This window comes from Haloterrigena salina JCM 13891, assembly GCF_000337495.1.
In the GTDB taxonomy this organism is placed as follows: Archaea; Halobacteriota; Halobacteria; order Halobacteriales; family Natrialbaceae; genus Haloterrigena; species Haloterrigena salina.
Window position 1 is genome coordinate 1 of record NZ_AOIS01000057.1, and the last position, 19822, is coordinate 19822.

Below are 19822 nucleotides of genomic sequence, written 5' to 3' on the forward strand. Positions count from 1 at the left end.
GAGCTCCACGTGCCCTTCGGCGGCTACAAGGATTCCTCGACGAATACCTACCGCGAGCAGGGCGATGCGGGACTTGACTTCTTCACGTCGACGAAGACGGTCTACCTAAACTACTGACCCGTCGTCGACCCCTCCCGTAGCGCGCGGTTCGAGTTCGGATCTTCTCGGCGATCGATTCGCTGCTCGACTCGACGTCGTCACCGTTCGGTATCGGTTAACCGGTCCTCAAGGGTCCCGTCCCGGAACGGGCGCGATTTTCTTGTTCCTGGTGCACCGACTGTACTGAGGAGGATGGGATGGTCCTTACTCGACCCCCTTTCCCCACGGACTGTCTTCGGTGCAGATGTCAGTATTCGACGCCGGTTGATCGAGGGCTCGTCTATCGCTGGCTTTGTATCGTCACGCGAAACGATCGATCGCCGGTTCTCGTCGGCAAAACGACGCTAAGATCCACTGACTTCGAGGTACCTATGCCGTGCGGGGTCAGTTTTAGCCGATGGGTTTATGTTGGACGCAATACTTCCTGCTATTATGTCATTGCCAGTCGAGCAGGTGCGGAGCCGTCTCCGTGGCGTTGCTGTCGGTCTTCTGACACCATTTGACGACGACCTCGAGATCGAACACGAGAAAATCGCGGAAAACGCACGGGAGCTGTACGACGAGGGAATACGGACGTTTCTGGCGACCGCGAACATCAGCGAGTACCACTCGCTGTCGGCGAGCGAGCGCGTCGACGTCGCCGAGACGAGCGTCGAGGCGCTCCCGTCGGACGCCTGCGTCCTCGCGGGTGTCGGCGGCAGCACGCACAACGCCACGGAACTGATTGAGGCGTACGATCGCATCGACGTCGACGCGATGATGATCATGCCGCCGGATCACACCTATCTCCACGAGAAGGGACTACTGGAGTACTATCGTAACCTCGCCTCGGCGACGGAGACGCCGCTCGTTCCCTACGTCCGCGGCTTCGATCCATCCGTCGACTACCTCACCAGCCTCACCCGCGTCGAGGGCGTCGTCGGGATCAAGTACGCGCTGAAGGATCCGGTCAAGCTCGGCGCGGCCGTCGAGGCCGGCGCCGACGACGTCGTCTGGGTCGACGGTCTCGCGGAACCCTACGCCGTCTCGTACTGGGCGGAGGNGCCGTCGAGGCCGGCGCCGACGACGTCGTCTGGGTCGACGGTCTCGCGGAACCCTACGCCGTCTCGTACTGGGCGGAGGGCGCGGAGGGATTCTCCGCGGGCGTCAGCAACTTCCGCCCGGAGATCGGGCTCGAACTGTTCGACGCGCTCTCCGAGGGCGACTGGGAGCGCGCCTGTGAACTTCGGAACATCTGCCTGCCCTTCCAGAACTTCCGGGACGAAACCGGGCAGGACAACGCGATTGCCGGCGCAATCAGCGTCTCGGCGGTCAAGAAAGGACTCGAACTCGCCGGTCTCCACGGCGGCAACGTCCGCGAACCGATCCGCACGCTCCAGCCCGAAGAGGAGCGGAAGGCCGAACGGCTCTACAACCAACTTGACGACGACATCGAATCCCTCATCAACTAACTCGAGATCCCCGAAGCGAACAGCGGCTGAGAGGAGAGTGTTTCCAAGCGCCTTCGTTTTGCAGCCAGTGTGAGTTCGTCACGAGACGAGGGCGAGCCAATCTTGTCGCTGTGCAGAACTGCTCACGTCTGGTAGCTGCTACTCGCTAGCACGTCCGGGTTCGATCCGTACGACGGCACGCGATCACCACCATTTCGTTCCTCAGGGAGGAACGGTTTCAGCCGCAATCAACGAAATGGACGCCGATCGAGTTCACACGGCGGTTGCTCCACGGCTTGTGATACGACGCTGGAGACCGCCTTTATCCTTGTTTCCTCCTAATTCTTCGCTGGACGGGTAGTGATTAGTGCCGAAAGCTATCGGAATCGATCCTTGCCGTTTGTCATTGTCACTTTGAAACGGCCTTTTCGACACTTCGTGTTCGGCCATCAGGAATCGTTAGCTTCAGTCGTCCCTCGGCCATATTTCGAGCGAATTGTTATTGGTTTATATCATACTCCGGCGGCGGTTCATACTCGGATCGGATCAGTTACGTTCTATTCGCATTTTCCTTCCGAGATCAATTACGAACGTACTACTGTAAACGTCCCGTGTAGGAGAACTGATCGTGGACTTGGCTGGATCGGATTCTCGCCACAATTCAACGAGAACCGTCCACTGGTATCGGCCTGATCGGAGTGGACGATGTAAACGGAGACGAAACAATCCTCGAGGACGCACAGTAGAGCGAGGTGATGACTGGAAGCGAACGCGCCGAGTCCATGTCCAAGCGGGTGGAGGAGATGAGTCCCACCCTCACGACCCGGGCTCAGACAGCCGGGAGCAACCCGAGATATCGATGTGGTAGTTGCTCGCATCGTCGTATTTGTGGTGCACGTGTGCTGCGGACGAAATTCCTGCCTACTTTAGTTCCGTTCTGAATTAGCACAGGTGACCGGATATCTGGGACTCAAAACACTCTTGAAAAGAACAACGTTCTCCGCAGTAGCGTCGGTTTGATGCCGGCATAGTGCCAGTCGTCCCACGACCTGCCGTAGAAGTTTCCGCACCACTTTCCATCGGTGTACGCTCCGATCCCACCAGGTGGTTTGCTGTTATTGGGGACGAAACCGATGCTTTCAGCGATTCGATTGCGATAGGCCTCCAGGTATCCCGTCCACTCCCGCTACTGACCATCGTCGATAGCGGAATGATATCAGTCATTCGACCCGAGATACCAAGAATAGATAGATTATCTCGTCGAGAACAACGTTTACTATAAATTTCGAAGAACCGTTTAACCGCTTCGTCGAACTTCGTGTCTCGCCACGTAAACCCGCGGCTCGCCAAGCTGTAGTCACAGCCGTAGCCGCCGAAGGCTCGATCGAACTGTTCTTCGTCATTATAGCTGTTTCTGTCCGCATTGCCGAAGTAAAGGTGGGCGAACCGCTCGGTCCGATCGACGTCGATCCCGTCGTCCGGCGTTGACTACGCCTCAAGGTTCCCCTTCGAGTCCAGAATCTCGGTGAAGAGGTCGACGAACAGCGACGTCCGCTTGGGATAGCCGTCGTCGGTCGTCTCCTCGAGCGGCGCGTTCTCGAGGTTCGTCACTAGATCCGGCGTGTGTGGAAGTCTCCCGACGACCTCGCGGACCTCGAACGTGATCGCGTTCTCGTCGTCCGTATCGAGCCACGCGGCCGCGCTCTGCTTGTCGGTGTACTCGATAGTGTACGTCTCCCCGCCGGCCAACTCGACGATGTGGTCCATGGAGCCGATCTCGAGGCTGTGGTCGTCGCGCTCTAGGTAGAGCGTCCCGTCGTCGATCCGCGGTTCGTATCGGGGTTGGTCCGTCATTGTGTGGTAACTGAAGCCATAGGGCACGGAGACATAAATGATGTGTTCTTTCCCGTTTCTTGTCCCGGCTCGATCCGACGACGGACCTCGAGTCACCGAAAAAAGATCGATCGTCCGCGGCCGAACGGTTCCTTGCGCGCAGATCGGTCGGTCCGCGCCCGACTCCAATCGTACCGCGACTCTTCGCCCGTGTGATTGGGCCCCGACTATTCGACGTCGCGTGCTTTTGCGCGCAGCCAGGCGTGCGTCCCGTTCTGTGGAACGTCCAGCCGCCGCCGATTGACCTTGAGGCCAGGATAGCCGCCAACCTCCTCCTGACTGTCGATGTACGAGCCGTCGCCGGAACGGAGTTGCTCGAGAACGCGCTCGTCGTGGGCGGTGCGATCGGCCGGCCGCGCGCCGACGTTCTCGAGATTGTGTGCGACGACGTCGTCCGAACCGAGGACCTCGAGGTCCTCGGGCCAGAGCGGCCGCGAGTCGAGTCGCGTGATCCCGTCGCCGACCATCGGGTTGTCGCCGCCCTCGAGGACGTTGTCGGCGACGTACGCGTCGCCGTCGCCGAAGACGTTGGGTTGGTCGCTGACCGGCCGCCGGAAGACGTTCCCTTCGATGCTCGCTTTCGTGTCGGGATCCATCCACGCGCCGTCACGGTAGTGGTACATGACGTTGTTCGCGACGACGGTTCGGTTCCCCTCCTTGAGGCGCGGATTCCGATCGTAGTTGTGCGCCCAGACGTTGCCTGCGAGCGCGACGTTCTCCGCGTTGTTACCGATCAGCGAGCCGTAGCCGTGGTCCCCCTTGTGGTGGGTCGCGTCCTGCAGCGGCTCGGCGATCAGGCAGTTCGAGACCGTCGTGTTCTCGGTGTCGTAGCCGACCGAGAGGTTCTCGTCGACCGCCCACGTCGTCGTGCAGTGGTCGATGACGTTGTTCTCGGTTCGATCCCCCGTTCTGATCCCGTCGGGCTCCCAGTCGCTCTCCTCGGTCAGGTTGGCGTCGCCCGGCCGGACCCGCAGATGCTGGACGACGCAATCGTCCGCGTCGATCCAGAGATCGCCGTGCGTGAGCGTGATGCCCGGCGAGGGGGCCGTCTGTCCCGCGAGGTAGAGTTCGTCGTTGACCACCGTCAGGCGCTGCTCCTCGAGATCGATCACGCCGCTGGTCTCGAAGACGATCAGGCGCGGCCCGTCGACCCCGACTGCGGCCGACAGCTGGCGTCGCGTCGGTTCGGTAATTTTGATGATGGGCGTGTCGTCGTCCAGCCACGGCGCCGGATCCGCGAATCCGTCGGCGAGATCGACGTGCGACGCGCTTCGCGGCCCGTTCCGGACCGTCCGGCCGTTCGACCGACCGGGCGTCCCGATCGTTCTGATCGACCCGGTCGTCCGATCGCCGTCGCTCGTCTCGATGACCGCGCGGTACTCGTAGTACCGCCTGCTCGTGAGACCGTCGAGGCGGACGCTGAACGCTCCCGGTTCCTCGAGCGTTCGCGCGGCGGTCGCCGTCCAGGACTCGGTCGGCACCTTCCGGTACTCGACGTAGCAGTCGGCCGACTCGGCGCCGCCCAGATCGGTCAGTTCGCCGCGTACCGTCGCCCCCGTGGCCGTCACGTCGGTCGCGTCGCCAGTCGAGACGAACGGAACGCCTTCTTCGACGTCGACGCTTCCGGCGACGTCGACGTCGCCGATATCGCGGTTGGCGGTCGGTTCGAGTCCCGTCAGATCCCGCAGTTCGGCCGTACAGAGCGTGCCGACGTTGTGACTCGTCACGGGGAGGCCGACGTACGCGTCGTCGCTCAACTCCACGTGTTCCGCGTCGACGTCGGCGATCAGCGTCCAGTTCTCCCCGTCGTTCGAGCCGTACGCCTCGAAGATGTCGCCGCTCCGCCGCAGGCGCAGCCACTCGGCCTCGAGGCTCCCGCCCTCGACCTCGCTCTCGTCTTCACCGCCCGACGTCGTGCTGAGCGTATCGCCGCCCGCGTCCGGCCGCCACTGGAGCGACGCCTTGCCATCGGGCGTCCGCCGGAGCATCACGTTCTTCGCCGCGGGATCCAGCGACTCCCGGATCATGATGCCGGTCTTCGCATTCGGATCCGTGTTCTCGAGGGTGGTGTTTCGTACCTGTACGTCGACGTCTCCGCTAACGGCATCGTAGTAGTAGTGGAACGCGTCTGCCGCACTCCAGATGTCCGCACCGCCGCCGCGAATCGTGATGATTGTCGCCGCTGTGGCTGTACCGCTGGTAACCGCCGCTGCCGTCAGTCCGAGGCTTCCCGCACCGATCGCTCGCAGGAAGGATCGTCGCTTGTGTGTCATGGTATTACACCACTCGGGACGACAATATATTCAGTTATAGGCCTTTCTTCTATTACTATACACTTCCAAAAGTATACTAATGACTATTACCGAAGACGAATCGAGAAATGTCCCTTCTGTGGCAAACGTGACTGATACTTCGTCGCGATCTCGACACAACGAACGTGGATCCATCCCGTACTCGGGTTACGAGAACTTGGTGTTGAGTTCGATGACGTTGGCTGCTCGCTGGACGCTCTCGGCGAGTTCACCGTGGAGGTAGTCGTCCGTGATCCGACTGGCTGGGCCGCTGACACTGACGGCGCCGACGACCGACGTCCCGCTCCGGACGGGCGCGGCCACACACCGGAGCCCCTCGATGTTCTCCTCGTCGTCGATCGCATACCCTCGCTCGGCGATTTCCTCGAGTTCCTCGTAGAGACGGGCCGGGTCCGTGATCGTTTTCGGCGTCTTCCGCTCGAACGCCGCCTCGGTGACGATCTCCTCTTGCCTGCTGGAGGGAAGAAATGAAAGGATAGACTTCCCGAGCGAGGTCGAGTACATTGGTTGTTTCCCGCCGACGCGCGAGGCCGTCTCGACGGCCTGATTCCCCTTCGCCTTGTAGAGGTACGACACCTGGCCGTGTTCCTCGAGTCCGAACTGCGCGATCTCCCCCGTTTCGTCCGCCAGCTCGTCGACTGCGTCGACGATCACGTCGTAGTTGGCGACCTGATCGCGAACGTCGTTGGCCATGTCCAACACCTGGAGGCTCAGCCGGTAGCCATTCGTTTCCCGAACGATGATCTCCTCGTTTTCGAGGGTCCGGAGGTGATTGTGGATCGTGCTCTTCGAGTGGCCGAGTTCGTCGGCGAGTTCGGTGACGCTGGGCCGATCATTCTTCCGAACGGCATCGAGAACGGTAAAGGCAATCTCGACTGATTTGATCCGGGATCCGGTTCGGTTGCGGGGGGTATTTGTCATATCGGAACATAGCGGGTTTTAGCTACATAAATCTGTTCTCCAGAGGCGAACCCTGTTCTCGTCACATTCACTGGGTTCCGAGCAAGGAAAATCGCTCGCTCGGTCCCACGGCGCAGTGTTTTTCCGCGCGTTATGGGTTGTGACACTCCCTATCGGGGGGTATGCTGTCCCAGACCATTGTCGAACGGTCGACCGGTCGTCACCGATCGACTCTCTGTGGCCCGATCCAGTATTTTCCACACGCGAACACCGGCTACTCTCCCGAATACCGGACCATCTCCGTCTGGCGATGCGATATAGGATCCAAACAATCATTATGCATTATTGAAGCTTTCTCCCGTTTACATCTGTATGATCGTCACAGAAGGCACTACTCTGTTTATCAAAGTACGATTGTAAAATTCGGCGGGTGGGAACCGGCTGTTGTCCGATCCGGCGCCGCGGGGAGTATCGGTACTATTCGTCTCGCCGAGCGAACCGTTCGAACGCGCTCGCGAGACCGATTCGAACGCGCTCACCGTACGTCGTTGCGGCTGCGACCGGGTGGCCACCGAGCGGTCTCGAATCAGGATCGCTGGTACCTCGACGTCAAGCACGGCGTCGTAGACCTGCCGTCCGCGGACCGTTTCCAGGTCGTCAGGCCGGAGAGGGCGCCGGGAGACCATCCTGATGCCGTCCCCGTTTCCGGTCACCGGTATCGACGACGGATCGGTCTCGTGGGACGCGATGTAGGCCGTTATCGGCCCCTTCGCGTCGGTATCGGTCGTACCGGTGACGGCTTCGCCTGCGGACGTGCGCGGCCCAGCACGGTAGTAGTTCTCGTCGATGCTGGCGATCGTCTCGTCGCCGATGTCGACACCGGGGTTGAGCGCGTGTCCGAAATGAGATCCCGCATTGTTCGCGACGACCGAATTTGTTCCCCTCTTGCGTCGCAGGTGGCGATCAACCGAGTTCGTCCGGAGGTCCCCCGCGACGGCGACCCGCTTGCTTCGATCTGTCACCAGCGTCCCGTAGGCGTGGGATTCCTTCGTGAATCGAGTCGTTCAGGCACCCCGTGACGAGGTTGTTACTGAACGCGATGTCGAGTTTCTCGGGGCCGCCGTTGGTCGAGACGCTCTCGTCGGCCCACCCGTTCACCGAGCACTGATCGACGCCGCTGCCCTCGAGGATGCCGATTCAGGGTCCACATCGGTCGATCGCATCCCGGAGCGGTCCCTCGTCGGCGCCCTCGAGGTCGTCATCCAATACGTCTTGAGCTCGGTTTCCGCGAGCCACGCGGCGTCGGCGAACCCGTCGGTCGCACCGACGTGAGAATTCGCCAATGAACTACCCGTTCTCAAACCTTCGTGGGACGATACCGCACTACACTGTTCGATTCCGATCGATCCTGATCGAATACTAACCGAGCACCCAAGTGACCGCTCCCGTACTGGGAGAGTACGATGGGTTCGACACTGGCCGACGAGTGCCTCGAGACCGTTCGCCGTCACATCGACGCGGCGTTGACGGCCGGACGCGACCGGTACGGCGAGCGGGAAACGCCGCTGCTCGCCGACGCGATCGATCCCGACGCCGAGGAGGCGGTCGCCTACGACGCCCGCGACGTCGCCGCGGATCGGCGCCTCTCGAACGTGGCGACCCAGCAGGAGTTCCTCCGGACCCTCGTCGCCCTCAGCCGGATCGACGGCGACGAGCGCTACCGGGACGCGGCCGTCGAAATCGTCGACTGGTTCCTCGAGCACCTCACGGACTCCCGGGGCCTCCCCTACTGGGGCGGCCACGTGGCCTACGACCTCGAGGCGGACGCGCTGGCGACGAACAAGGACGGGCCGCACGAACTGAAGTTCGAGTATCCATTCTACGACCTGTTCTGGGAGGTGGACCCGAAAGCGACGCGACGCTTCGTCGAGGCGTTCTGGGACGCTCACGTCTACGACTGGTCGATCCTCGATTTCAACCGTCACGGCGACCTCAACGAGTGGCGTAACGACGAGTACGACTACGCCGACGGGGAGACGAGCGATTTCCCGTCGGCGGCCGGCGCAGCGATCGACGATCCGTGGGACCGCGCGTACGAGGGCGGCGACGTCTTCTTCTGGGGCGACGGGCTGACCTTCGTCAACACCGGGAGCGACCTCTACTACGCCGCGGGTCGGCTGGCCGAACTCGACGGCGACGCCGGCGATGACGCTGATCGCGGCACCGATGGTGGCGACGGTGACGGCACCCTCGACGGACCGCTACGCTGGGCCCGGAATCTGGCCCGCCGCTATGTCGAGACCCGCGGGGAGACGGGCATCAGCGGCTACCAGTTCAGCCAACACCCAAGTTACTGCAACGGGCCGGAGATCCGGGGCGATCGCGCCCAGTACCAGTTCGCGCCGTACGTCCACGGCGACCACCGCGTCTACGAGGGGACGCTGTTCCGCCCGCGCCCGATCGTCCAGCGCCGCCAGCTCGAGCTCGGCGAGCGCCTCGGCGACCGCGGCCGGGAATTCACGCGGTGGGCCCTCGAGGAACTCCGCGCGTGGCGCGAGGCGGCCTACAGACCGGAGCGAAACGAGTTCGAGCCGATGCTGACCGACGGGCGCAGCCTGGAGGGGTTCGTCGTCCGCCGCGAGGGTTATTTCGGGCCCAAGGGTCGCGTCATCGGCCCGATCGAGGCCGACGCGGACTTCCTCTGGACGTACGCGACGGTCTCCCGGGCAACGGGCGACCGGATCTGCTGGCGGACGGCCCGCCACATCGCGCGAGGACTGGACCTGGGTGATATCGGCGCGCTCGGCGGTACGGACGAGCACGGAGACGCGGCGGGCGACGGCGTCGTTCTCGAGTCTAACCCCGTCCTCGAGACCGATCCCGATCTCGATCCTACCCCCGATTGCGACGATTTCCGGGCGGTGTACGCGCTGCTGGAACTTCACCGGGCGACGGGGCGCGACGCCTACCGCGACGCCGCGGCGCGCGTCGGCGAGAATTGTCTCGAGGCGCGCACGAACGACGACGGGCTGTTCGTCGACGGCGAGGGACGGATCGTCCTCGAGGATCCGGTCCCGCTGGCGCTGTTGCACCTGGCGGCGGCGCTGCGCGGCGATGATCGCGGGAAGCTCCCGACGCCGGTCGGCGATCGACGATCGCCAGAGGGCGGCGTGTAGGGCTGGGCCGGGGACGACCGGAGGTCCGAGAGCCGGCAGAATCGTCACCTAATGCCAACCCTTTTGCCGCGTACCGTCCGTGCGAGAGACGTATGCACCAACTCGGTAGCCGTTCGATCGAAGAGCCCCCTCGCGTGAAGATCGGATACGTCGGGGGCGGCAGCCAGGGGTGGGCCCACACCCTCATCAACGATCTCGCCCAGTGCGGGGACGTCGCCGGATCGGTGGCGCTGTACGATGTCGACCACGAGGCCGCGATGAAGAACGCCGAACTCGGCAACCGGGTCGTCGAACGCGAGGACGCCGACGGCGACTGGACCTTCGAGGCCTACCGCGAGCTGGACGACGCGCTCGCGGACGCCGACTTCGTCGTCTGCTCGATCCAGGATCCCCCGGAAGAGACGTTCGTTCACGACATCGACGTTCCCAAGGAGTACGGCATCCACCAGCCGGTCGCCGACACCGTCGGCCCCGGCGGGATCCTGCGCTCGATGCGGGCGATTCCTCAGTACCGCGAAATCGCGGCGACGGTTCGCGAGCAGTGTCCCGACGCCTGGGTCGTCAACTACACGAACCCGATGACCGTCTGCACGCGGGCGCTCTACGAGGAGTACCCCGACGTCAACGCGATCGGGCTCTGCCACGAGGTGTTCAAGTTCCAGGAGCAGTTTGCCGACATCGCCGAGCGGTACGTCGACGACGCCGAGGACGTCGCCCGCGAGGAGATCCACGTCACCGTCAAGGGGATCAACCACTTCACGTGGATCGACGAGGCCCGGTGGCGCGACACTGATCTGTTCGGCTACCTCGAGGCCGAACTCGAGGAGCGCAAACCGCTGAAGGACTTCGAACCGGGCTCGATGGCCGACGCGTCCTACTGGGTCAACAACTACAACGTCGCCTTCGACCTCTACGACCGCTTCGGCCTGCTCGGCGCGGCCGGCGACCGCCACCTCGTCGAGTTCGTCCCGTGGTACCTCCAGCTCGACGACCCCGAGGGTCTCCATCGGTGGGGGATCCGGTTCACGCCGAGTTCGGCCCGTCTTCCCGTCGACGACGGGCCGACGCAGACCGAGCGGTACCTCTCTGGCGACGAGGCGTTCGAGTTCTACGAATCCGGCGAGGAGGCCGTCGACATCTTCCGCGCCCTGCTGGGACTCGAGCCCGTCGAGACCCACCTGAACTACCCCAACGAGGGGCAGGTCGCGGGACTTCCCGAGGGCGCCGTCGTCGAAACGAACGCGTTGCTCACCGGCGACGACGTCTCGCCGCTGGCCGCCGGCTCGCTCCCCCGCGAGATTCGATCGATGGTGATGACCCACGTGAACAATCAGGAGACGCTCGTCGAAGCCGGATTCGAGGGCGACCTCGATCGGGCGTTCCGGGCGTTCCTCAACGATCCCCTCGTCTCGATCGAACGCGACGCCGCCGCGGACCTCTTCGCCGAACTCGTCGACCGCGAACGCGACTACCTCGAGGCGTGGGACCTCGAGGACGCCGACGTCCTCGCGACGTCTCGCTGAGCGCAGCTTCGACCGCAGCCACAACGGGAACGGCCATTACGACAGTTAGGCGGAGTCCGGTGACGACTCCACGCTCGAGGTCAACACCGCCTCGCTAGTATCGCACCTGTGTTGCCATCGTTTCGGCGGGCGGCCGCCATCTCGTCCGCCGGTTCGCCGTCGCCACCGAGGAGCGGAATCGCCGGCCGGCGGCGAACCGCCGACGACGCAACGTTTATTTCCGTACTCCGAAATACCCAGACGATGGCAGGACCTGACACGGACGGATTCGACATCCGCGAGTACGGCGCGACCGGCGACTCGGACGAGCCCGATACCGAGGCGATCCAGGCGGCGCTCGACGAGTGCGCCGAGTCCGGTGGGACGGTGTACGTCCCGTCGGGCACGTACGTGACCGGCCCGCTCCGGGTCGGCGACCGGACGACCCTGTATCTGGACGCGGGGGCGACGCTCCAGTTCGTCGGCGACTACGAGGCGTTCCCGACGGTCCAGAGCCGCTGGGAGGGGTGGAACCAGTACGGCTTCCACCCGTGTTTGCTCGTCGACGACGCCGAGAACGTCTCGATCACCGGCCGCGGGACGATCGACGGCGGCGGCGAGTACTGGTGGCAGTTCTACGACGCCCCCGAGTCGGAGATCCCCGACGGGCTCCAGGAGCGACTGGCCGAATTCGAGGAGAAAAACGAGAAACAGGACGACGTCAGCAGCTTCACCCATCGGCCGCCGCTGTTCCAGATCTACGGCTCGGAGAACGTCTCCGTTTCGGGCGTGACCCTCGAGAACTCGCCGTTCTGGAACACCCACGTCGTCTACTCCGAGAACGTCACGATCACCGACGTCAATATCGCGAACCCGGCGGACGCCCCGAACGGCGACGGGATCGACATCGACTCCTCGCGGTACGTCCGGATCAGCGACACGTACATCAACGCTGGCGACGACGCGATCTGCATCAAGTCCGGGAAGAACGCCGAGGGGCGGGAGGTCGGCGAACCGGCGTCCCAGATCACCGTCACCAACTGTACGGTCGAGGCCGGTCACGGCGGCGTCGTCATCGGCAGCGAGATGTCCGGCGACGTCCGCGACGTGACGGTCACCAACTGCACGTTCACCGACACGGACCGCGGCGTCCGGATCAAGACCGCGCGCAACCGCGGCGGCGTCGTCGAGGACCTCCGGTTCGACAATATCGTCATGCGGCGGATCGCCTGCCCGTTCACCATCAACGGCTACTACTTCATGCCCCTCGACAGCGATTCCGAACCGGTCGACGAGGGGACGCCGATGGTTCGGAACGTTTCCTTTACCAACATCACCGCCCGTCAGGTCGAGACCGCCGGCTTCTTCGCCGGCCTCCCGGAGCAGTACTTCGAGGGAATCTCCTTTAGTGACGTGCAGATCGACGCCACCCGATCGCTGGACGCGACGGACCTCGATCCCGCGATGGCCTACGACTACGAGCAGACCCACGCCCTGTTCTGCAAGTCAATCGCCGACATCTCGTTCACCGACGTTCGGATTCGAACGCCCGGTAGTCCGGCCATGCAGTTCGAGGACACTGAGGACGTGACGATCGACGGCCTGCGGGTCCCGGACGACCAGGACGCGCCCGTCGTCTCCCTGACGAACGTCGGCCGAACTCGAGTCCGCGGCTGTGCGCCCCAGTCGGAATCAGAGGGCCCGTTCCTCGAGGCCAGCGGACCGAAAACGCGCGAAATTTCGCTCGCCGGCAACCACGGATCGCTGGCCGACGACGTCGACATCGCCGACGACAGCGATGCGACGTTCGAGCGCCCCTGAACGCGACCGCCGACTCAAAACCAGCCGGTTGTGACGGATATTGGATCGGCGCGTCTCACATATTGCAACGCTGATACGCTTATTATTCTATCCCGCTGGAGAGATGTATCGCTGATCGTCCGATCAGCGCGTGTCCGTCCGCCTTCGACTCGGGATCGGCGACCGCGATAGCGACTCGCGACCTCGAACCGTACAATTCGATCGTCGAGAACGTTGGTAACTGTGATTCCCGTTTTCTATACACACGCCGGAATTCATCACCATGAATCGAGGTTAGAATAATGAATAGGTGGGAGAGATGCCCGTCGACTCCGGAACCTGATATCGCCGCTCGGCCGCTCGCACCGACTTCGAGTTCGAGTCCCCTCTCATCGAGTCCACCGTTCTCAACCCGGTTTCTGCTCCCGACTGTCGATCGCACCGTTTCTCGGTTCGGACTGTCGCGCGTGTCCGACTGACATCATACCTATCAATAACAGACACATACACTCGAGATGATTATTCGTCGAGCGAGGCGGGCGACTCGAGCGTCTTGACAAATCCCGAAGCGGAACGCGCTGACCCCGACGATCGCTGCCGGCCCCGTCCATTGCGGTGGTCGGTCTCGAGACGGACGTGGCTGCGCGAACGAACCCTTCGATGCCCACACCGACGAGGGCGGGAACTTCGTCGACACGGCCGCCGAGTACGACGACGGGCGGGCCGAGCGGTGGACCGGCAACTGGCTCGCGGACCGTGTGACCCTCGAGGACCTGCGGGGGTCGAGCGAACAAAACAATTATAGTCGGTTTGCCTGTATGCGTGACTACGACATGGTCGATTCATCAGCAGCAGATCTCCGCGTCGGACTCGTCGGGCTCGGGAGCCTCGGCGTCCGACTCGGACGACAGTTCGAGGCCGTGCCCGACGCCGAACTGGCCGCGATCGCCGACGTCAGCGAGGCGAACCTGGCTGAGGCGGGCGACGAACTCGAGGTCCCGTCCTCGAACCAGTTCCTCGATTACGAGACGATGCTCGACGAGGTCGACCTCGACGCGGCGGCGATCGCCACGCCGAACGGGCTCCACTACGACCAGACCGTCGCAGCGCTCGAGCGCGATCTCCACGTCCTCTGCGAGAAGCCGCTGGCGACGAACCTCGAGGACGCCCGCGATCTGTACCGGCGCGATCGGGAGACCGATCGGGTGATGATGCTGGGCTATCAGCGACACCTAAATCCGGCGTTCATCAACGCCCGCCAGCGGTGGGCGGAGGGCGACGCCGAGCCGACGTTCATTACCGGTGAGATCACCCACGACTGGCGGTCGTACTACGAGAACATGGACGACTGGCGGATGGATCCCGCCCTGAGCGGCGGCGGCCACCTGCTGAACGTCGGCTCGCACGTCATCGACGCGATCCTCTGGGTGACCGGCCTCACGCCGACCCACGTCAATGCCAACGTCGAGTTCCACGACGACGAGCAGCTCTTCGACACGCAGTCCTCGATCACCATCGAGTTCGACAACGGGGCGATCGCCAACTTCTCCGACACCGGAATCGTCGCGTGTACCCGGGAACACATCCACATCTGGGACGACGACGGCGCCGTCTACCTCGAGGGTCGGGAGTGGGACGAGCGCACCGGCTACACGATCGACGCCGAGGGCACCGAACACGACCGCCACCTCGACTACCACGGCCGCGAGACCAAGGCCGAGGCGTTTACCGAGTCCGTCCTCGAGGGCACCGAGCCGCCGATCTCGGTCCGGGACGCGTTCCGGACGCTGGTCGTGACGATGGCCGCCTACGAGTCCGGTCGTGCGGACGAGCGCATCGATCTCGCGGAGCGGTATTCGTTCGTCGGCGACGGCCTGCTCGACTGAATCGATTCCTTCTCTTTGCCGTCCGTTTCGTCCGTCGCGACCGATTCTCCGCGAATCGATCCTGCGAGCGTCGCCGACATTCCGATCGATTTCCACAGTAAATCCCATTATTGTTCAAAGATAATGGTCTATTATCATGTCTCCTAGCAAGATTTATTTGGGGAGCGGAATATTTCGTGGTGGGATATGAACGTAGTCTGGTCAGCGGAGGCGGTTCGGGGTGAGTAGCGACCGGTCGATCGGGGGACGGATCGCTCGGACGATCACGCCGTCGGTCGTTCGACGGCGGTTCGCGTACAAACTGGGCGTGTTGCTGTTCGTCGTCGTCGTCGTGCTCGCGCTCGTCGGCGGCGTCGGGTACGTCCGTGCGAACAACTCCGTCGAGGAGAACGCGGATCAACAGATGGAGTCGGTAGCGTCGATCCAGAGCGACGGGACCGGCGACTGGATCCAAGAGCTGAAACGCCAGACGAGCGCGTTAGCCACCGACGACGAACTCGCAGCGGACGACCCCGAGACCATCGAGGGGCAGTTAATCGCTAGATCGAACAATATGCCCCAATCGGTCAGGGAAATCCACGTGATCGACCGCGAGCAGGGGGCGCTCGTCGCTTCCCATTCCAAGGGCTCGAGCGGGGAAACGCTCGACGAGATCGACGAACCGTGGGCGAACGCCTCGCAGTATCAGGACATCAGCGATTCGGTGTACCAGGTGGACATGAGCGAAACCTCGTACGAGGCCGCCGACGGTCGCGCCGTTTACTTCTCCACGCCGGTGATGGGCGACGAGGACAGGGTCGTCGTCCTCGTGGGCGGGATCAAAGAGCAGGTGCTGGGACTCCACCAGCCGTTCGAGGAGCAACAGACGACGATCGTCAGCGACGACGACGTCTCGGTTATCGCCGGGGCCGAGGACGCGCCGCTCCCGGCCGAGGTTCGCAACGGCGAGGCCCAGCCGGGCATCGAGTCGATCGAGACGATCGAAAGCGACTCGCACGTCCACGCGGTCACGTCGATCGTCGGCACCGACTGGCTGCTGGTCACGACGGTCCCGAAATCGGTCGCGTTCCAGACCGCAAACATCGTCGGTCAGTCCATGCTCGGCGTCGTCGGCGTCGGGCTGATCGCGCTATTCGGGATCACCATCGTCATCGGGCGCCAGACGTCGGGACCACTCACGCGCCTGCGAGACAAGGCCCGGACGATGGAGCAGGGCCAGCTCGATGTGAATCTGGAGACGTCCCGGATCGACGAGATCGGACAGCTCTACGACGGGTTCGGCTCGATGCGCGACGCGTTGCGCGACCAGATTCGCGAGGCCGAAACGGCCCGGGAGACGGCCGAAACGGCGAAACAGGAGACCCAGCGCACCAACGAGCAACTGGAACGCAAAGCCGACGAGTACAGTCGGGTCATGCGCGAGTGCGCCCGGGGCGATCTCACGCAGCGGATGGATCCCGACAGCGACAACGACGCGATGGAGTCGATCGCCCGGGAGTTCAACGAGATGATCGGCGCCATCGAGGAGGCGACCGCACGCGTCAAGCAGTTCGCCGCGGAGGTCGCGGCCGCCAGCGAGGAGGTGACCGCCAGCTCCGAAGAGGTCAGGAACGCCAGCGAGCAGGTGACGGAGTCCGTCCAGCGCATCTCCGACGGCGCGGAGCGCCAGCACGAACACGTCCAGGAGGCGACGAGCGAACTGAACACGCTCTCCTCGACGACCGAGGAAATCGCGTCCTCCTCCGACGCCGTGGCGGACATCGCTGAACGGACCGCGACGGCCGGGGACCGCGGTCGAGAGGCGGCCAACCAGGCCGCCGAGGAGATGACCGTCGTCGCCGACGACACCGACGACGTCGTCGAGCAGTTCGAGCGCCTCGAGCGGGAGATCGAACAGATCGACGAACTGACCGAGTTCATCGACGAGATCGCCGAGCAGACCAACATGCTCGCGCTCAACGCTAACATCGAGGCCTCCAGAACGCACGGCGACGGCGGCGACGGGTTCGGCGCCGTCGCCAAGGAGGTCAAGCAGCTCTCCCAGGAGACGCGGGAGGCGACCGACGAGATCGAACAGCAGTTGGCCAGCCTGCAGGCGGCGGCCGACGACGCCGCGACGGTCGTCGGGCGAACGAGCGAGCAGGTCACCAAGAGCGTCGACACCGTCGAGGAGGCCGTCGAGGCCTTAGCGGAGATCCCACCTACGCCGAACGGACAAACGAGGGCATCCAGGAGATCAGCGCGGCCACCGACGATCAGGCCGTCGCCGTCAGCGAGACGGCCAGCGTGGTCGACGACGTCGCGATGATCAGCGAGCAGACGTCCCAGGAGACGGAATCCGTCGCCGCCTCCGCCGAGGAACAGACGTCGGCGCTGACCCAGGTGTCACACAACGCCAGCCGACTGGCCGAACAGGCCGGACAGCTGAGCAACACCCTCGACCGGTTCGACACGACGGTCGACGTCGCGGACGAGGGGGTCGTCGCCGACGACCTGCAGAACGTCGAGACCGACACCGCCGTCGACGACGAGGCGACCGACGACCGCGAGGAGTCCGCGGACAACGTGTTCGAGTACGTCTCCGACGATGAGACCGACGAGACGGCCGCGGACGCCGGTGCCGACCGGGACGGGCAGTCGAATCCCGCGCCCGACGAGTAGGCGACCCGCCGGACGATCGGTTCCGGTGGACCCAAGGTCCGCCCGCCCGTTTCGTTCGACCGTGACTCGAGGAGGCTCGTATCAGACGTTCGTTTGTTCGGCCGGGAGCGGCGGCGACGGTATCGTCGCCGCGACGGTGGCTCCTGACGGAACGCTGACCGAACGGGCGCGCACGCCCGCGCCGGATCCGATGTTTCTGGCGCTCCGTCCCGACGGGGAGACCCTCTACGCCGTCGAGCGCGTCGACGGCGGGCGCGTGTCGGCCTACCGAATCGACGCCGAGACCGGCGGACTCACGCGGCTCAACGGTCGCTCGAGCGAGGGCGGCGCACCATGTTACGTCAGCGTCGACGCGGCCGGCCGGTACACGTTCGTCGCGAACTATCAGGGTGGGACCGTAGCGGCGTATCCGCTCGCGGACGACGGTCGGCTCGGCGAGGTCGCCGACGTCGTCGCCCACGAAGGCTCCGGACCCGACCCGGAGCGCCAGGCGGCTCCGCACCCGCACGCGATCGTTCCCGGCCCGGAGCACCGGTTCCGGTACGCGCCGGACCTCGGGACCGACCGCATCGAGATCTACCGCTCCGACGAGTCGGCCCCGCTCCGGTCGGCCGAGTCGGGACCGGCGACCGCTCGTGCGGGGGCGGGACCGCGTCATATCGCCTTCCATCCGACCGAACCCTACTGTTACGTCGTCGACGAACTCGAGTCGACGGTGACCGCGTACGAGCGCGACGCCGAGACCGGCGGGCTCGCAACGATTGATCGGACGAGCACCCTACCGGCCGCGTTCGACGGAGCCAACGAGCCAGCCGACGTTCACGTCCATCCGTCCGGTCGGTGGGTGTACGTCTCCAACCGGGGCCACGACAGCGTCGCCGTCTTCGCGGTCGACGCGTCGACGGGTCGCCTCGAGCCCCTCGTATACGAACCGACACGCGGGGAGACGCCCCGCGACATCGCGCTCGCTCCCGACGGCGAGGTGCTCCTCGCGAGCAACCAGCACGGCGACAGGGTCGCGAGCTTCGCGATCGACGAGACCGGACGCCTCGAGCCGCTCGCGGAATTCGACGTGCCGAAACCGGTCTGTGCGACGTTCCTCGAGTCGGCGTGACACGGGGGAGTTAGGTGTGCTCCTGCAGGTCGCGCACTTCGTCGACGCGCACGGGTCGATCGAGTTCCGCCGAGGCGTAGGCGGCGAGGACGACCTCAACGGCGTCGCGGGCGTCCCGACCGCTGACGATCGGGTCCCGGTCCTCGCGGACCGCCCCGACGAAGTCCCGAATCTGTCCCTCGAGTCCCGTCCCACAGGGCGGTTCGACGAGGTCGGGCTCGACTTCGTCGTCCTCGAGGACGAACGTCCCCGAGTTGTACGAGCCCTCGGTGCCGTTCAGTTCGACGCGCTCTCGGCCGCCGCGAACGCCGGTCGTGGCCGCGACCGTGCCGCGCGCGCCGTTCTCGAAGCGGAGGGAGACGACCGCGACGTCCTCGCACTCCATCTCGTGGGCCATCGTTTCGGTGTCGGCGGTCACGCGCTCGATCCCGCCGGTCAGCCACTGGAGCAGGTCGACGAAGTGGATCGCCTGCTGCATGAGGACGCCGCCGTCGAGGTCGCGCTGGCCGTGCCAGTGGTCCTCGTAGTAGCGCTGCGGTCGGTGCCACTTGACGGCCGTGTCGGCGAGAATTAGGTCGCCGAACCGTCCCTCCTCGACCCACTGCCGGGCGGTCCACCGCTCGGGCGTGAACCGGCGCTGGAAGATCCCGCCGAGCCGGACGTCATTACGATCGGCGGCCTCGATCATCCGGTCGACGCGCTCGAGGTAGACGTCGAGCGGTTTCTCCGAGAGAACGTGAATCCCGGCCTCGGCGGCGGCGACCGCGATTTCGGCGTGGGTCCCCGAAGGCGTACAGATACTGACCGCATCGAGGCTCTCGTCCGCGAACAGTTCCTCGTAGTCGGTGTATGCCGTCGCGCCGTAGGCCGTCGCGAACGGCGCGATCGACTCCTCGCTTCGGGCCGTGCCTGCGACGACCTCGGCGCCGTCGACGGCTTCGACCGCGTCCGCGTGGTTGCTGCCGTACCCCGTCGCTCCGACAATCCCGTATCTGACGGTTTCCATGCGATACCGTCCCGACTGTTCGGTCGCACTTCAAGTTTGGTCT

General features: G+C 64.4%; 12 protein-coding genes and 1 pseudogene. 8 read left to right on the forward strand and 5 right to left on the reverse strand.

Annotated features, from left to right (window positions below):
* Positions 1-531: 531 nt before the first annotated feature.
* A pseudogene (locus C477_RS23080) lies at positions 532-1550 on the forward strand (dihydrodipicolinate synthase family protein).
* A gap of 1467 nt (positions 1551-3017) precedes the next feature.
* Here the strand turns inward: C477_RS23080 and C477_RS16455 are convergent.
* The 4 genes from C477_RS16455 to C477_RS16470 form a co-directional block, all read right to left on the reverse strand.
* Positions 3018-3383 (reverse strand): hypothetical protein, encoded by a 366-nt coding sequence (locus tag C477_RS16455; RefSeq protein WP_008895659.1) that lies wholly within the window; start codon positions 3381-3383, stop codon positions 3018-3020.
* A 206-nt stretch (positions 3384-3589) separates the two neighbouring features.
* Positions 3590-5695: a hypothetical protein gene (locus tag C477_RS16460; RefSeq protein ID WP_008895660.1), complete on the reverse strand. Its 2106-nt coding sequence runs from the start codon at positions 5693-5695 to the stop codon at positions 3590-3592.
* Positions 5696-5881: 186 nt separating this feature from the next.
* Positions 5882-6655, reverse strand: coding sequence for an IclR family transcriptional regulator (locus C477_RS16465; RefSeq protein WP_008895661.1), 774 nt, complete (start codon positions 6653-6655; stop codon positions 5882-5884).
* Between the two features lie 341 nt (positions 6656-6996).
* Positions 6997-7656, reverse strand: a complete 660-nt coding sequence (locus tag C477_RS16470; RefSeq protein ID WP_008895662.1) for a hypothetical protein — start codon at positions 7654-7656, stop codon at positions 6997-6999.
* Between the two features lie 441 nt (positions 7657-8097).
* Between C477_RS16470 and C477_RS16480 the strand changes: the two genes are divergently transcribed.
* The 7 genes from C477_RS16480 (at position 8098) to C477_RS16510 (ending at position 18773) form a co-directional block, all read left to right on the forward strand.
* Positions 8098-9810 (forward strand): pectate lyase, encoded by a 1713-nt coding sequence (locus tag C477_RS16480; protein ID WP_008895664.1) that lies wholly within the window; start codon positions 8098-8100, stop codon positions 9808-9810.
* A gap of 92 nt (positions 9811-9902) precedes the next feature.
* Complete coding sequence (locus C477_RS16485; RefSeq protein WP_049914613.1) at positions 9903-11333, forward strand: family 4 glycosyl hydrolase; 1431 nt, start codon at positions 9903-9905, stop codon at positions 11331-11333.
* A gap of 243 nt (positions 11334-11576) precedes the next feature.
* Positions 11577-13133, forward strand: coding sequence for a glycoside hydrolase family 28 protein (locus tag C477_RS16490; RefSeq protein ID WP_008895666.1), 1557 nt, complete (start codon positions 11577-11579; stop codon positions 13131-13133).
* Between the two features lie 797 nt (positions 13134-13930).
* Positions 13931-14998: a Gfo/Idh/MocA family protein gene (locus C477_RS16495; protein ID WP_008895667.1), complete on the forward strand. Its 1068-nt coding sequence runs from the start codon at positions 13931-13933 to the stop codon at positions 14996-14998.
* Between the two features lie 220 nt (positions 14999-15218).
* Positions 15219-17306, forward strand: coding sequence for a methyl-accepting chemotaxis protein (locus C477_RS16500; protein WP_049914614.1), 2088 nt, complete (start codon positions 15219-15221; stop codon positions 17304-17306).
* Positions 17285-17659 (forward strand): hypothetical protein, encoded by a 375-nt coding sequence (locus C477_RS16505; RefSeq protein WP_049914615.1) that lies wholly within the window; start codon positions 17285-17287, stop codon positions 17657-17659. The genes C477_RS16500 and C477_RS16505 overlap by 22 nt, the downstream gene beginning before the upstream one ends.
* 61 nt (positions 17660-17720) lie before the next feature.
* The gene (locus C477_RS16510; protein ID WP_008895668.1) at positions 17721-18773 is read left to right on the forward strand and encodes a lactonase family protein; all 1053 of its coding nucleotides are present in this window, start codon (positions 17721-17723) and stop codon (positions 18771-18773) included.
* Between the two features lie 10 nt (positions 18774-18783).
* On the opposite strand, the gene C477_RS16515 is transcribed toward C477_RS16510, so the two are convergent.
* Entirely contained in the window at positions 18784-19779 is a 996-nt protein-coding gene (locus C477_RS16515; protein WP_008895669.1) for a Gfo/Idh/MocA family protein, read from the reverse strand.
* Between the last annotated feature and the right edge of the window lie 43 nt (positions 19780-19822).